Origin of the sequence: Micromonospora sp. ATCC 39149, from assembly GCF_000158815.1 — a bacterium.
In the GTDB taxonomy this organism is placed as follows: Bacteria; Actinomycetota; Actinomycetes; order Mycobacteriales; family Micromonosporaceae; genus Micromonospora.
In genome coordinates, this window is record NZ_GG657738.1 from 3,426,151 (window position 1) to 3,438,675 (window position 12,525).

At 73.5% G+C, this 12,525-nt stretch carries 14 protein-coding genes and 2 pseudogenes; 11 read left to right on the forward strand and 5 right to left on the reverse strand.

Annotation, left to right across the window (positions count from 1 at the left end; translation table 11 throughout):
- The first annotated feature begins 52 nt into the window (after window positions 1–52).
- Window positions 53–470: pseudogene (locus MCAG_RS14510) on the forward strand (ATP-binding protein).
- Window positions 471–647: 177 nt separating this feature from the next.
- A complete protein-coding gene (locus MCAG_RS14515; protein WP_036373461.1) occupies window positions 648–1,538 on the forward strand; it encodes a DUF5926 family protein in 891 nt (296 codons plus the stop codon).
- Between the two features lie 92 nt (window positions 1,539–1,630).
- On the opposite strand, the gene MCAG_RS14520 is transcribed toward MCAG_RS14515, so the two are convergent.
- Entirely contained in the window at window positions 1,631–2,827 is a 1,197-nt protein-coding gene (locus MCAG_RS14520) for an arginine deiminase (protein ID WP_036373463.1), read from the reverse strand.
- A 164-nt stretch (window positions 2,828–2,991) separates the two neighbouring features.
- Here MCAG_RS14520 and MCAG_RS14525 point away from each other — a divergent pair, with 164 nt between their 5' ends.
- The 5 genes and pseudogenes from MCAG_RS14525 to MCAG_RS30825 all read left to right on the forward strand — a co-directional run.
- Window positions 2,992–3,732, forward strand: a complete 741-nt coding sequence (locus MCAG_RS14525; RefSeq protein ID WP_007073737.1) for a hypothetical protein — start codon at window positions 2,992–2,994, stop codon at window positions 3,730–3,732.
- A gap of 167 nt (window positions 3,733–3,899) precedes the next feature.
- Window positions 3,900–4,355: a hypothetical protein gene (locus tag MCAG_RS14530; RefSeq protein WP_007073738.1), complete on the forward strand. Its 456-nt coding sequence runs from the start codon at window positions 3,900–3,902 to the stop codon at window positions 4,353–4,355.
- A gap of 115 nt (window positions 4,356–4,470) precedes the next feature.
- Window positions 4,471–4,854: an ACT domain-containing protein gene (locus MCAG_RS14535; RefSeq protein WP_007073739.1), complete on the forward strand. Its 384-nt coding sequence runs from the start codon at window positions 4,471–4,473 to the stop codon at window positions 4,852–4,854.
- Window positions 4,855–4,952: 98 nt separating this feature from the next.
- A complete protein-coding gene (locus MCAG_RS14540) occupies window positions 4,953–5,501 on the forward strand; it encodes a hypothetical protein (RefSeq protein ID WP_232290177.1) in 549 nt (182 codons plus the stop codon).
- A 10-nt stretch (window positions 5,502–5,511) separates the two neighbouring features.
- Window positions 5,512–6,448, forward strand: a pseudogene (locus MCAG_RS30825) (prephenate dehydratase); the annotation flags it as partial.
- A 93-nt stretch (window positions 6,449–6,541) separates the two neighbouring features.
- On the opposite strand, the gene MCAG_RS14550 reads toward MCAG_RS30825, so the two are convergent.
- From MCAG_RS14550 to MCAG_RS14560, 3 genes are all read right to left on the reverse strand, one after another.
- Window positions 6,542–7,264 (reverse strand): AIM24 family protein, encoded by a 723-nt coding sequence (locus MCAG_RS14550; protein ID WP_007073742.1) that lies wholly within the window; start codon window positions 7,262–7,264, stop codon window positions 6,542–6,544.
- A 114-nt stretch (window positions 7,265–7,378) separates the two neighbouring features.
- On the reverse strand, window positions 7,379–7,723 hold the full coding sequence (locus tag MCAG_RS14555) for a metallopeptidase family protein (RefSeq protein WP_198141743.1): 345 nt from the start codon (window positions 7,721–7,723) through the stop codon (window positions 7,379–7,381).
- A 53-nt stretch (window positions 7,724–7,776) separates the two neighbouring features.
- Complete coding sequence (locus MCAG_RS14560) at window positions 7,777–8,208, reverse strand: OsmC family protein (protein ID WP_007073744.1); 432 nt, start codon at window positions 8,206–8,208, stop codon at window positions 7,777–7,779.
- A 165-nt stretch (window positions 8,209–8,373) separates the two neighbouring features.
- On the opposite strand from MCAG_RS14560, the gene MCAG_RS14565 reads away from it, so the two are divergent.
- The 3 genes from MCAG_RS14565 (at window position 8,374) to MCAG_RS14575 (ending at window position 10,947) form a co-directional block, all read left to right on the forward strand.
- Window positions 8,374–9,063: a hypothetical protein gene (locus MCAG_RS14565; protein ID WP_007073745.1), complete on the forward strand. Its 690-nt coding sequence runs from the start codon at window positions 8,374–8,376 to the stop codon at window positions 9,061–9,063.
- A 250-nt stretch (window positions 9,064–9,313) separates the two neighbouring features.
- Window positions 9,314–10,135, forward strand: a complete 822-nt coding sequence (locus MCAG_RS14570) for an HAD family hydrolase (RefSeq protein WP_007073746.1) — start codon at window positions 9,314–9,316, stop codon at window positions 10,133–10,135.
- Window positions 10,135–10,947, forward strand: coding sequence for a Cof-type HAD-IIB family hydrolase (locus tag MCAG_RS14575; RefSeq protein WP_036373472.1), 813 nt, complete (start codon window positions 10,135–10,137; stop codon window positions 10,945–10,947). The genes MCAG_RS14570 and MCAG_RS14575 overlap by 1 nt, the downstream gene beginning before the upstream one ends.
- A gap of 38 nt (window positions 10,948–10,985) precedes the next feature.
- Here the strand turns inward: MCAG_RS14575 and MCAG_RS14580 are convergent, their stop codons facing one another.
- Window positions 10,986–11,588 carry a bacterial proteasome activator family protein gene (locus MCAG_RS14580; protein WP_036373474.1) on the reverse strand — a complete coding sequence of 201 codons (603 nt, stop codon included), beginning with the start codon at window positions 11,586–11,588 and terminating at the stop codon, window positions 10,986–10,988.
- Window positions 11,589–11,664: 76 nt separating this feature from the next.
- Between MCAG_RS14580 and MCAG_RS14585 the strand changes: the two genes are divergently transcribed.
- Window positions 11,665–12,462 (forward strand): S9 family peptidase, encoded by a 798-nt coding sequence (locus MCAG_RS14585; RefSeq protein WP_007073749.1) that lies wholly within the window; start codon window positions 11,665–11,667, stop codon window positions 12,460–12,462.
- Window positions 12,463–12,525 lie beyond the last annotated feature (63 nt).

Here is a 12,525-nt window from a genome sequence, read left to right on the forward strand (position 1 = left end):
GAGGCGAGAGGGAGCGGCGGTGGCGAAAGGGCCGGTCGAGCGATCGTGGTGCGTGGTGGTGCCGCACGACCCCACCGGCGCGCGCCTGGCCCGGCATCGGCTGGCCGACGAGCTCGCCGGCGTCGTGCCGCCGACGTTCCTGACCGACCTGGTGGCCGTCCTGGCCGAGTTGGTCGGCAACGCCGTCCCGGCACGCCGACGCGCTCCCCGGCGGGGTCGTCCGGGTGGCCTGGCGGCTGCGCCAGACCCCCGACGGGCAGTTCGTCCGTCTCCGGGTCACCGACGGCGGGGCCGCCGTGGGGCCGATGGTCCGGGCCGCCAGCCCCGACGCGGTCGACGGCCGTGGCCTGCACATCGTCTCCGGCCTGGCCAGCCGATGGGGCGTCGACCGGGACGGCCTCGGGCAGAGCGTGTGGGCCGAGTTCGACCCCGCCGCCACGCCCCACACCGATTTCGTCGTCGCCGGCTGAACCGCGCCGGGTTCCGAGGTCGCCCCCGTCGCGCTGGGCCGAGCCGGGTTCCGAGGCTGCCACCGTCGCCGGCTGGGCCGCGCCGGGCTCCGAGGCGGCCGTCGGGCCGGTCTGGGCCGTCCGTGCGGGGCGGGTCCTCCCCACCCGGTCCGGCTGCGGGCTCTAGGCTGTCTCGCCGTGAGCAAGCGTAGAAAGATCCAGCGGGCCGCCGACGTCACCCCCAAGCGGGAGAAGGTGCGGGACGTCTTCGTGCCCCGACCGTTCGAGGGGCTGACCGACGAGCCGGAATGGATCGCCCTGCGCGAGCTGGTCCCGGCCGCGTCCGCGCCGCTGCGGCTCGTCCCCGAACTCGTCGAGGAGCACGGCGACCGCCCGGTCACCCTGGCCACCGTGCTGCCGATGGCGGCCCCGGTGATGACCAAGGCGGACGGTCGGGTCCTCGTCGGGCTCCAGCGCCACCAGCAGTCCGGTGACGTCTCCCGGGACCTGGCCGAGGCGCTGCTGTGCGCGCTGCGTACCGAGCCGGGCAAGACGGTCACGGTGCCGCCGCTGCCCGGCCCCGGCCCCCGGCTCCAGGACATCCTGGTCGACGGGCCGCTGGAGATCAGCATGCACGAGGGCTTCGAGTTCTGGCTCGACCCGGGGGCGGCCGACGACCCGACCGTCCAGGCGTCGCTGGAGCGGGCCAACGCGGCGATCTACCCGACCGTGCGGCTGGCTGCGGCGCAGGCCGCGTACTGGTGCCAGGTGCCGGAGAAGGCACACGTCCGCTGGGTGCTCCCGGAGGACGAGGACGCCGCGCTGGACGCGCTGGCCCGGCTGAGCGCCGCCGGCACGCTGCCCCTCGATGGGAGCACGAAGTTCGCCGGCATGTTCCGCGCGCACGGCCGCCTCGTGCCGGTCTGGGACCTGCCCGAGGACGTCCCGGCGGCCGAGTGGGAGGAGCCGGTGCGGGAGTTCGCCGAGCGCTACGCCGAGGCCCTGGCCCTGGCGGAGAAGGAGCCGCTGGACGCGGCGGGCCGCCGCGCCCGGCACGGCCTGCTCGGCCGGCAGCTCACCCTGCGCTGAGCCGCGCCGCTGCCGGCAGCTGTGCTGTCTCGGTAGCTGGCTGTTAGGAAGGGCCCCCTGTACAACGTCATGCGTTAACAAGGGGCCCTTCCTTACCCCCGGACCAGGGGGCAGGACATGCACCTCGGGCCGCCCCGGCCGGAGCCCAGCTCGGACCCGGCGATCGGGATCACCTCGATGCCGGCCCGTTCGAGCTGGGCGTTGGTCCCGGTGTTGCGTTCGTAGCCGACGCAGAGCCGGGGGGCAATCGCGAGGGTGTTGTTGCCGTCGTCCCACTGCTCCCGCTCGGCGGTGACCGGGTCGAGGCCGGTGTCGATCACCCGGAGCTGGTCGATGTCCATCGCGTCGGCGGCGGCCCGCAGGAACGGCGCGGGGCCGTCCACCTGCGGCTCGCCGTCCGGACCGGCGACCACGGTGTACGCGACGAGGGTGCTCGCCACGTTCGCGTACATCAGCACGGCGTCGACGTCGACCATCGTGCAGATGGTGTCCAGGTGCATCGTGGCGCGTTCCTGGGCGATCGGGACCACCAGGATGGTGTGCGCCAGCCCGGCGGCGAAGACCTGCCGGGCAAGCCGTTCCGCGCCGGCCGGGGTGGTCCGCTCGCCCACCCCGACCGCGAGCACGCCCGGGGCCAGCAGCAACACGTCGCCGCCCTCCAGGTGCTCCAAGCCGGGGTGGTAGACGAACTCCGTGCCGACGAAGCGCGGGTGGTGCCGGTAGATCGCGTCGGTGATGCTCGTCTCTCTTCGGCGGGCGGGCATGGCCAGGCTGGTCACCCCGACCCGGTCACGGACCCACAGTGACGAGTCGCGGGTGAACAGCAGGTTGGGCAGGGGATCGATGACGAAGTCGTGCCGGTCCATCAGGGCGTAGACGAGCCCGCCCGGCCGTTCCCTGCTGAGCCGCAGTTCCTCGTGGGCGAGCCCGGCGATGAGCACGTCGGCGAGGGCGGCGGGGTCGAGGTAGGCGAGGTGGTCAGCCACCCGGCGGCGCAGGGTGTCGCCGAGCCGGGGCGAGCCGAGCACCTGTTCGGTCATCTCGGTGCGTGCCTCGGCGACGGCGAGGGTCTCGGCGAGGAGGGTGGCGAGGTAGAGCACTTCCACCCCTCGGGCGCGCAGCTCGGCGGCGAACGCGTCGTGCTCCTCCTGTGCCCGTCCGACCCATGGGATAGCGTCGAACAGCAACGAGTCGTTGTTCCGGGGAGTCAGTCGGGCCAGTTCTGGGCCCGGCCGGTGCAGCAGCACGGTGCCGAGGCGGCCGACTTCACTGTCCACGTAGTGGGTCACTCGGCCAAGGGTAGGGCAGGGTTTGGCGGCATCCGGTAAAACGTCTGTGGATGAATATGGCATTCATCCACACTCACTCCGGCGCTCCGACTTGCCGGGTACCCGGTATGGCAACGTAGGGTAGTGAGGACATAACTTCGAGGGACCTTTTGCCGGAGGTCGCGATGACTGTCTTTCCCGCACGTCGAGCCGCACCCACCGCACGGGCACTGCCGCCCGTTGCGGTGCCACACCCCAGGGCGGAAGCCTCCGGGGTGCTCGACCCGGTCCGCCCGAGCCCCCTGGAGTGGGCTCGGCGCCGACGCGCCGAGCGGGGGGCCCGCCGGTTGGAGGCGGCCGGGGCTCGCGCCCTGGGCCGGCTCGACCATCTGGGGCCGGCGTGGCACGTCATCGAGTGGCCCCGCACGGACACCACGGACCTCCTGCTCGACCCGTCCCAGGACGACCGGGCCGGGTTCCTCGCGATCGGGCCGGGCGGCCTGTTCGCGGTGACCATCGCCGACCACGGACGCGCCCGGGTGCTGGTGGCGGGGGACGTGGTGCAGATCAACGGCAAGCGGCCGCCGTACGTGGCCGAGGCACGCCGGGACGCCAAGCGGGCAAGCAAGGTGCTCTCCCAGGCGGTGGGGCTGCCCATCCCGGTAACGCCGGTGCTGACCTTCGTCGGGTCCGGCGTCATCAGCGTGTACGGCCTGCCGAAGGACTGCCTCATGGCCACCCACCGCGAGCTGGACCGCCTGCTCGTGGCCGGGGGCAACCGGATCACCCCGGCCACCGCCGAGAAGCTCGCCCGCGTGGCGCAGCACCCGGGGACCTGGATGAACGGCACGTACCGTCCAGCAGGCGACTACCGGTGGTACGACGACGGCCGAACGGCGGCTGACAAGCCGGCCAACCGCCGGTAACGTCTCCGGCGACGCCACGCGGTCCGGTCCACACCCGGAGCAACCACCGGCTGGCCATCACCGGCCGCCCGGGTCAGGGCAACTGATCACCGGCGGCCCGAGCGCGGTCGGCGGGACCACAACGACCGGTTAGCGTGGACAGACCGTCGATGTACATTGGAGGCGCGGTGGCCCACGTCGAACTCTCGCTCACAGAAGTGTTCGCGCCCACCGCCCGCACACGACCGGAGCAGGAGTCCGACAACTTCGGGCAGTGGTCCGCGACCGTGGCCCGGGCCGACGAGCCCTGCCTCCTGATCGACGTCGACACCCGGGTCGTCGCGGTGTCGGCGGCCGGCTGCGAGCTGCTCTGCCTGGGCTGCCCGGAGGACGTGATCGGCCTGCCGCTGCTGGACGGCTGCCTGCGGCTGCTCGACTTCACCGCGCACCGGGGCGAGCTGACCGAGCAGGAGACCGACAAGATTCCGCCGCTGCTCGCCCTGCACTCCGGGCGCCTCGCCCGGGGGCTGCTGCGGGTGCAGGCCGCAGCGGGCCGGACGGACCCGACCGTCGACGCCATCTCGACGCCGGTGCTGACCGACGGCGAAGTCGCCGGCTCCCTCACCTTCTTCTCCGAGGTCTGAATCCCGGCTTCCCCGAGGTCTGCGTCCGGCACTCCGCGCCTACCTGGGCGGATGGGCTGCCCGCCGCACCACCGGAGAGCTGTGACAGGCACCCGCCAGGGCTTAGGGTGCCCTCATGGTCGATGTCGCTCTGTTGCCGGGGGAGTACGCGGTGTGCCGGCTGGCCGCCGGCTCCTCCCTCGGGCCCGCTTTGTGGGGCGAACTGGGCGACGCCGAGGTCGTCAGCGTGAGCTGGGCCGCCGACGGGGTCTCCGTGATCTGCCCGGCCCCCCGCGCCCCCGCCGAGGTGGAGACCGACTGGCGGTGCCTGCGGATCGTCGGCCCGCTCGGCCAAGCGGTGACCGGCACCCTCGCCGCGCTGGTCGGCCCGTTGACCGAGGCGCGGGTCGACCCGGTCGCGTTCTCCACGTACGACGCCGACCACGTGCTGGTGCCAACGGTGCGGCTGTGCGAGGCGACCGCCGCGCTGCGCCGGGCGGGTCACCGCATACTCGACTGACGGCCCGCCCGGTCGGCCTTCACGCTCGCGCCGCCGGCTCCTACGATGGGCTCAGCCATCCCGGCCGCAACGACGTTCTCCGATGCAAGGATCGGTTCGTGCCGCCATCCGCACCGCACCGACCGGTGTCCCGCGCGACCGCGCGGCTCGCCGTGGCATGCCTCGCCGTCACGCTCGCCGGCTGCGGCGCGCCGCCGGAGCTCCGTCGGCCCGCCTCCCCGCCGAGCGCCACCGCGGGCGGCACCCCCGGCCCGACCCCGCCCGCGTCCGCCCCGCCGGCCCCGACCACCCCGCCGGTGGTCACCCCGCCGACCACCTCGGGCTCCGACCTGGTCGCCACCCCCTGCCGCAATGGTCCCTCCGCAAACCGGGTCGTCGCGCTGCTGCGCGGCCCGTCCGGGGTGCTGTCCCGCTCGGTCGCGGTACGGGTGGGCGACGGCCCGCTCTGCGCCGGGGGCTGGCAGTACACGGTGCTGCGGGTGACCGGGCACGAGGAGTTGCAGGTGGTCACCCGGGGCCGGCCGAACGACCTGGAGCTGGTCACCGCCGGCACCGACGTCTGCACCATCGAGGTACGGGTGGCCGGGCCGCCCGGCATCCGGGCCCTCGCCTGCGACGCCGTCCAGGGTGGCGTACCGATTGCGTAGGCTGGGCGGCATGCCGGGAACACCGCCGACCCGTTTCGTCTACCTCGGCCCCGAGGGCACCTTCGCCGAGCAGGCGCTGCGCACCGTGCCGGCCGCCGAGCGCGGCACCCGCACGCCCGCCCGCAGCGTCGGCGAGGCGCTGGAGAGCGTCCGCGCCGGGGAGGCCGACGCGGCCCTGGTGCCGCTGGAGAACTCGATCGGCGGCGCGGTTGGCGTGACCCTGGACGAGCTGGCCGAGGGCGAGCCCCTGGTGATCACCCGGGAGGTGATCCTGCCGGTGGAGTTCGTGCTCGGCGCCCGCCCGGGAACGTCGCCGGAGGCGATCCGCTCGGTGGCCGCGCACCCCCAGGCGTCCACCCAGTGCCGGGGCTGGCTGCGCGCGCACCTGCCGGACGCGGTCGTGGTCGACGTGCTGTCCAACGGGGCCGCCGCGGCGGGCGCGGCCACGGGCGAGTACGACGCGGCGATCTGCGCCCCGATCGGGGCCGCCCGGCACCGGCTGGCGGTGCTCGCCGACAAGATCGCCGACCATCCCGACGCGGTGACCCGGTTCGTGATGCTTTCCCGCCCGGGCCCGCCCTCGCCCCCTACCGGGGACGACGTGACGTCGCTGGCCGTGTACATCGCCCACGACCGGGTGGGCGCACTGCTGTCGGTGCTGATGGAGCTTGGCCGTACGCGGGTGAACCTTGACCTCGGGATTCGAGTCCCGCTCGTACGGCGAAGGCGCTGGGCCCGGTACGTTCTTCTTTCCTCGACTGCCACGGACAACGATGGTCAGAATCAGCGCTCGGGAGGCGTTTGCAGGGCTGCTCGAGTTCTGCGCGGAAGTTCCCTTCCTCGGCTCGTACCCCCGGCAAAAAAGGGCGCAGCCGGCAGGCGACCGACCGGTGCCCGCGCCGGCCGGCCTGTCGGACGCCGACTACGCCGACGCGGCGGCCTGGCTAAAACAGAAAAGCGCTCCGGCGAGCTGCGCTGGGCCGGGCGCCCTCGCGTCGGGGCGCCCAGCCCGGGTCAGCCTGCCGGCCGATGGCGACGGGTCAGCTCAGCAGGTTGCCGAGCAGGCCGCCCTGCTGCTCCTGGGCGCCGCTGCCCATGACCGGCGGCTCCTCGGAGGGCTGCACCACCACGAAGCCCTGCCCGGCGAAGCTCATCGTGAACGCCTCGCCGGTGCTGCGTCCCAGCAGCGTGCCCAGGCCGAACTGCTCGGCCCGGTGGTAACCGGTCTGGAGGTTGGCCGACCAGCAGACGGCGGCCTGCGGGTCGACGTAGGTCGGGGCGTCGACGTTGAGCACCACCGGGGTGCCCTTCGTGGTGATCGCGATCCGGCCATGGCCGGTGAAGACGCAGTTGAACAGGCCGGACGAGGACGCCATTCCGGCACCGCCGACCATGCGGATGTCGTACTGGAGGGTGGAGTCGAAGGCCAGCACGCTCGATCCGTTGATCGACAGCGCGTCGCCCGGCTCCAGGTCGATGATGTGCACGTCCTTGGCCAGCTCGGCCAGGAAGACGTCGCCCCGGCCGCTGAGCTTCATCAGCGGGACGCCCTCACCGGTGAGCTTCTGCTTGAGGAACTTGCCCAGGCCCCCGGAGCCGAGCGCCTGGAACTGCACCTGCCCCTGGTAGGCGACCATTGACCCGACACGGGCCATCGCCTCGCCGTTCAGCTCGATCTTCAGCATCTTGGAGTTCTGCAGCCGCATGCCGGGCTGGGCGGACTCCTTCTCCAGGTTCTCGGCGGAGAACAGCGCGCTGCGCATGGAAGTGCCTCCTGACTCGGGGTGTTTGCCCGGAGGGTAGGTGACCAGCGCAACCAGTGGCATCGCACCGGGCAGGGCCGAACCGGGCGGACGGTAACCAGGCCGCGCGCCCGGTCAGCCCCAGCCGAGGTCGTGCAGCCGCTCGTCGTCGATGCCGAAGTGGTGGGCGATCTCGTGCACCACGGTCACCGCCACCTCGTCGACGACGTCCTCCTCGGTGTCGCAGATCCGCAGGATGGGGTGGCGGTAGATCAAGATGCGGTCCGGCAGGACGCCGGCGTAGTCCCAGCCCCGCTCGGTGAGTGCGTGCCCCTCGTAGAGGCCGAGCAGATCCTCGCCGGGGGGCGGATGGTCCTCGACGAGGATCACCACGTTGCTCATCAGCCGCAGCAGCTCCTCGGGAACCTCGTCGAGGGCCTCCCCGACCAGTTCCTCGAAGCGCTCCCGGCTCATCTCCACCGCCACGCCCTCATTGTCCCGCAGGACGCGTCAGGCGCGGGGGCGCGGAATGCTCAGGAGGCGAGCCTGGCGGTGAGACTGATCTGCGCGCCCGGGGAGAGCAGGCGCGAGATCGGGCAGTTCTCCTTCGCAGTCTCGGCCAGCTTGGCGAACTGGGCCTCGTCGAGACCCGGGGCCTGACCGACCGTCTCCAGGTCGATCCGGGTCACGGTCATCCCCGCGTCGGTCTTGTCGAAGTGCACCTTCGCCGTGGTCTCCACGGAGGTGCCGGTCGCGCCGGCGTCGGCGAGCTGCTTGGAGAACGCCATCGAGAAGCAGGCCGCGTGGGCCGCCCCGATGAGCTCCTCGGGGTTGGTGCCCTCCCCCTCCTCGAATCGCGACTTGAAGGAGTAGTTCCCCTGGAGGCCGCCCTTGCCGGTGCGGACCGTGCCGGAACCCTCGGCGAGATCGCCCTGCCAACGTGCGGAAGCGGTACGGATAGGCATGAGTCGACGCTAGCACTTCAGCAGGAGATCCGTTTTAGGGTTCCGTGAGGGCTTGCCGGGCGTAGCGCGGAGCCTGTTCCGTCCACGCGGGTCGCGTTCCCGAACGAGCGGTGCCGGCTGTGTCATGATTCGGCTCAGGCCCGCGAAACGGCGGAGAGGTGGCCGATGTCCGAGGATCTCCCCATCCCCCGGCAGGACAGCCGGTCCGACGACGCCGCCGTCCTGGAGTGGGGTGGGCCCGAGCCCACGCCGCCGGGGCGGGTCGGCCGCCCGCTGTCCCGGCGCGGGTGGGACCGTGGGCTCCCGCTGGTGGCAGCCGGTCTCGGGGCGGCGGCCGCGTTCGCCTCGCTGATCGGGGAGTGGCTGGTGATGATCGTGCCGACCGGGGGGCCCGGGGGCGGCACGCTGCGGGTGCCCGGCGGGGTGTCCGACGTCGGCGGCTTCGGGCTGGGCTATCTGGTCGGCCTGTTCGCCCTGGTCGCGGCCGTAGCCCTGGCCCTGCGGGGCAGCGCCGCCGTGCGGCACGACGCCCGGGTGGCCGGCCTCGCCCTGTCGACGGCCCTGGTCGGCGTCCTGGTCGCCACGTCGTTCTCGCTGGACGACTCGGGCCAGCGGACGCTCCTGTACTCCTCGGAGGACGGCTTCCAGATCGAGTACGGCCGGGGGCTCTGGGCAGCCTTCGTGGCCTGCGCGCTGCTGGCGGCGGCGCTGCACCTCGCGGGCCGGGCCGACGCCGGGCAGCCGGGCGTGGCCGTGCCCCGGCGGGAGGACCCGCCCAGCCGGGAGACCGGTCTGCCGCCCGCGCCGGCCGACCTCACGGTGCAGCCGACCGCGCCCTTCGCCCGCCCGGAGTAAGTGAAGGGCCCCCTGTTAACGCCTGCGGTAGAGAAGGGCCCCCCTTCTCACCCCTGGCCGCGGGCCACGCAAACCTGGGCCGCCGGTTCACGCAACCGGGGCGTGGTGTGGAGTTGCCGCCCGATTCGTCGGGAAGTCATGGTCGCGCCCTGTTCCCCGAGGTACGGTTGCTGCCCGCCGTCACTGCTGGTCGAGGCATCGATGACCCAACGACAGGGCTGGCGCGACGGCGGCGGCCGAAGGAGGAGCGATGACCCGCCCGGGGCTGCCCAAGCTGATCGCCACCGACCTCGACGGGACACTGGTCCGCAGCGACGAGACGGTTTCCGCGTTCACCCACGAGGTGCTCGACCGGGTGCGGGCCGCCGGCATCCCGGTGGTCGGCGCGACGGGCCGGGGCCCGCGGCTCACCGAGCTGACCCGCAACGACATTCGCGCCGCCGACTTCCTGGTGCTCGCCGGCGGGGGCTGGGTGGTCGACCAGAGCGACCCGGCCGGCCCGGTGGTGCTGCGCGAGGAGCGGCTTCCCCGCCAGGTGCTGGCCCGGCTGCTCGCCGACCTGGAGGCCGAGGTCGGGCCGCTCACCGTGATGGTCGAGGCGTCCGACGAGCCCGGCGCCCCGCTCTGGGGCGACTACCACCCGAGCTGGCCCTACCCGGACCTGTTCGAGCCGCGCTCCCGCGACGAATGCCTCGCCGGCGACGTGATCAAGGCGTTCGCCCGGACCGGCGGCCACCACATCGACACGCTGTTGGAGACCGCCCGCCGGATCGTCGGCCCGGAGGTCGCCACGCTCACCCAGTCCGGGCTGGGCTTCATCGAGATCTGCCCGCCCGGGGTCGACAAGGCGTCCGGGCTGGCCGTGGTGGCGCAGCGGCTCGGGGTGGATCCGGCCGAGGTGCTGGTCTTCGGCGACATGCCCAACGACCTGCCGATGTTCGAGTGGGCCGGGTGGGCCCGGGTGGCCGTGTCCAACGCCCACCCGGCCGTCCGGGCCGCCGCCGACGAGGTGACGCTGCGCAACGACGACGACGGGGTGGCGATCTACCTGGACCGACTACTCTCCCGGTGATGGGAGAGACACCTCGGCTGGTCGCCACGGACATCGACGGAACCCTGCTCACCGACGAGCGGACGCTCAGCCCCCGCACCCGGGACGCCCTCGCCCGGATGTCCGCGCGGGGCACGCCGGTCGTGCTGGTCACCGGCCGCCCGATCCGCTGGCTCCAACTGGTGTACCAGCAGCTCGCCGAGCCGCTGCCGGCGATCTGCGCCAACGGTGCGGTGGTGTACGACCCGGTGACCGACGAGGTGCTCCGAGCCGATCCGCTCGCGCCGAAGCTGCTCGCCGAGGTGGCCCGCCGGCTGCGCGCCGAGGTGCCCGGGGTCAGCTTCGCGGTGGAGATCGTGGACAGCCGTGAGATGCGGCACGAAACCGACTACCCGCTGCGCTGGGACGCCGACGCCGAGGCGATCCGGGCGATCACCTCGCCCGAGGAGCTGCACTCGGTGCCGGCGGTGAAGCTGCTGGCCCGCGCCGGGGAGCAGGATCCGGACGTGTTCCTGGAGGTGGTCGCCGGGGCGCTGCGCGGGCTGGCCGAGGCGACCCACTCGTCGTACACGGGGCTGGTGGAGATCTCGGCGGCCGGGGTGACCAAGGCGGCGGGCCTGGCCTGGTACTGCGCCCGGCTCGGGATCGACGAGCGGGACGTGCTGGCCTTCGGGGACATGCCCAACGACGTGCCGATGCTGACCTGGGCCGGCCGGGGGGTGGCGGTGGCCAACGCGCACCCCGCCGTCCTGGCGATCGCCGACGAGGTGACGGCGGCGAACTCCGAGGACGGCGTGGCCGCGTACCTGGAGAAGGTCTTCGGGGTGGGGTGAGCGCGCGCCGGGCCGTTCCACGGCCCGGCGCGCGACGGTCAGAGGTACTGCCCGGTGCTGTGCCCCTCGCCGCCCTGCGGTTGGCCGATGCCCGGTATCCCCTGCATCATGCCGGCGGGGCCGCTGGGCAGCGCCTGCCGGCCGGAACGCATCTGCTCCAGCTGCACCCGGGCGGCCATCTGCTGGGCCACCAGGGCCGCCTGGATGCCGTGGAACAGCCCCTCCAGCCAGCCGACGAGCTGGGCGTGGGCGATCCGCAGCTCGCCCTCACTGGGCGCCTTGTCCTCGGTGAAGGGCAGCGAGATCCGCTCCAGCTCCTCGCGGAGCTCGGGGGCCAGCCCCTCCTTCAGCTCGACGATCGACCGTTCGTGGATCTCCCGCATCCGGTGTCGGCTCGCGTCGTCGAGCGGGGCGGCCTTGACCTCCTCCAGCAGCTGCTTGATCATGCTGCCGATCCGCATCACCTTGGCGGGTTGCTCGACCAGGCGGGTCGGGTCCTCGCCCGCGGCCTCGTCGGTCTGCACGGTGCCGACCGGGCGGCCGTCCGGGCCGACCACCACCACGGTGCCGGATCGCCCGGTGCCGTCCTGGCCGGGATCGTCGTTCTGTCCAGCGGAGTGCGCTTCGGTCATGCGTTCCATCTTCACCCAGGCGGTGGGCCGCACGCTCGCCGGGACCCGCACCGGCCGGCCCGTTTTCCGCGCTACCGTCGCCGGCATGCCCGCCGATCCCCGTACCGTGCTGGACCGCCCCGCTCCCGCCCCGGACGCCACCGTCGCGTACGGCGGGCACCCGGACCAGGTCGCCGACCTCCGCCGCCCGGCGGGGGACGGCCCGGCGCGCCCGCTGGTCGTGGTGGTGCACGGCGGCTTCTGGCGGGCCGAGTACGACCGCACCCACACCGGGCCGCTCGCGGCGGCGCTGGCCGCGCTCGGTCACCCGGTGGCCCAGCTTGAGTACCGGCGCACGGGGCAGCCGGGCGGCGGCTGGCCGGGCACCCTCACGGACGTGCTGGCGGGGGTGGCGGCGCTGCCCGGGCTGGCCGGGCCGGTGCTGGGCGACCGGCTGCGCCCCGGGCCGCCGCTGCTGGTCGGCCACTCGGCCGGCGGCCACCTCGCCCTGTACGCCGCCGCGACCGCGCCGGAGACGGTGGCCGGGGTGCTGGCGCTGGCCCCCGTCGCGGACCTGGCCGAGGCGTACCGGCTCAACCTGGACGGCGGGGCGGTGGCCGCGCTGCTCGACGGCGGGCCGGCGGAGCACCCACAGCGGTACGCCGCCGCCGATCCTCGCCTGCTGGTGCCCATCTCGACACGGACGGTGATCCTGCACGGCCTGCTGGACCGGCAGGTGCCGGTGGGGTTGAGCCGGTCCTACACCGCCGCCGCGCGGGCGGCGGGCAGCCCCGTCCGGCTGGTGGAACTTGCCGAATGCGAACATTTCGGGCTCATCGACCCGGAGTCCGCCGCCTGGCCGGAGGTGGCCCGTGGGCTGCGAACCTTGCACTTTGATCACTGATCATTGACGCAGCGTCGCCGAGCGGGTAGAACGCCCAGGGGACGGTATCGGCCCAGCTCAGCT

Coding starts and splice junctions, on each gene's coding strand:
- MCAG_RS14585 (WP_007073749.1), top strand. CDS start 11,665: ATGCCCGCCGATCCCCGTACCGTGCTGGACCGCCCCGCTCCCGCCCCG.
- MCAG_RS14580 (WP_036373474.1), bottom strand. CDS start 11,588: ATGGAACGCATGACCGAAGCGCACTCCGCTGGACAGAACGACGATCCC.
- MCAG_RS14525 (WP_007073737.1), top strand. CDS start 2,992: ATGACTGTCTTTCCCGCACGTCGAGCCGCACCCACCGCACGGGCACTG.
- MCAG_RS14560 (WP_007073744.1), bottom strand. CDS start 8,208: ATGCCTATCCGTACCGCTTCCGCACGTTGGCAGGGCGATCTCGCCGAG.
- MCAG_RS14550 (WP_007073742.1), bottom strand. CDS start 7,264: ATGCGCAGCGCGCTGTTCTCCGCCGAGAACCTGGAGAAGGAGTCCGCC.
- MCAG_RS14535 (WP_007073739.1), top strand. CDS start 4,471: ATGGTCGATGTCGCTCTGTTGCCGGGGGAGTACGCGGTGTGCCGGCTG.
- MCAG_RS14565 (WP_007073745.1), top strand. CDS start 8,374: ATGTCCGAGGATCTCCCCATCCCCCGGCAGGACAGCCGGTCCGACGAC.
- MCAG_RS14575 (WP_036373472.1), top strand. CDS start 10,135: ATGGGAGAGACACCTCGGCTGGTCGCCACGGACATCGACGGAACCCTG.
- MCAG_RS14570 (WP_007073746.1), top strand. CDS start 9,314: ATGACCCGCCCGGGGCTGCCCAAGCTGATCGCCACCGACCTCGACGGG.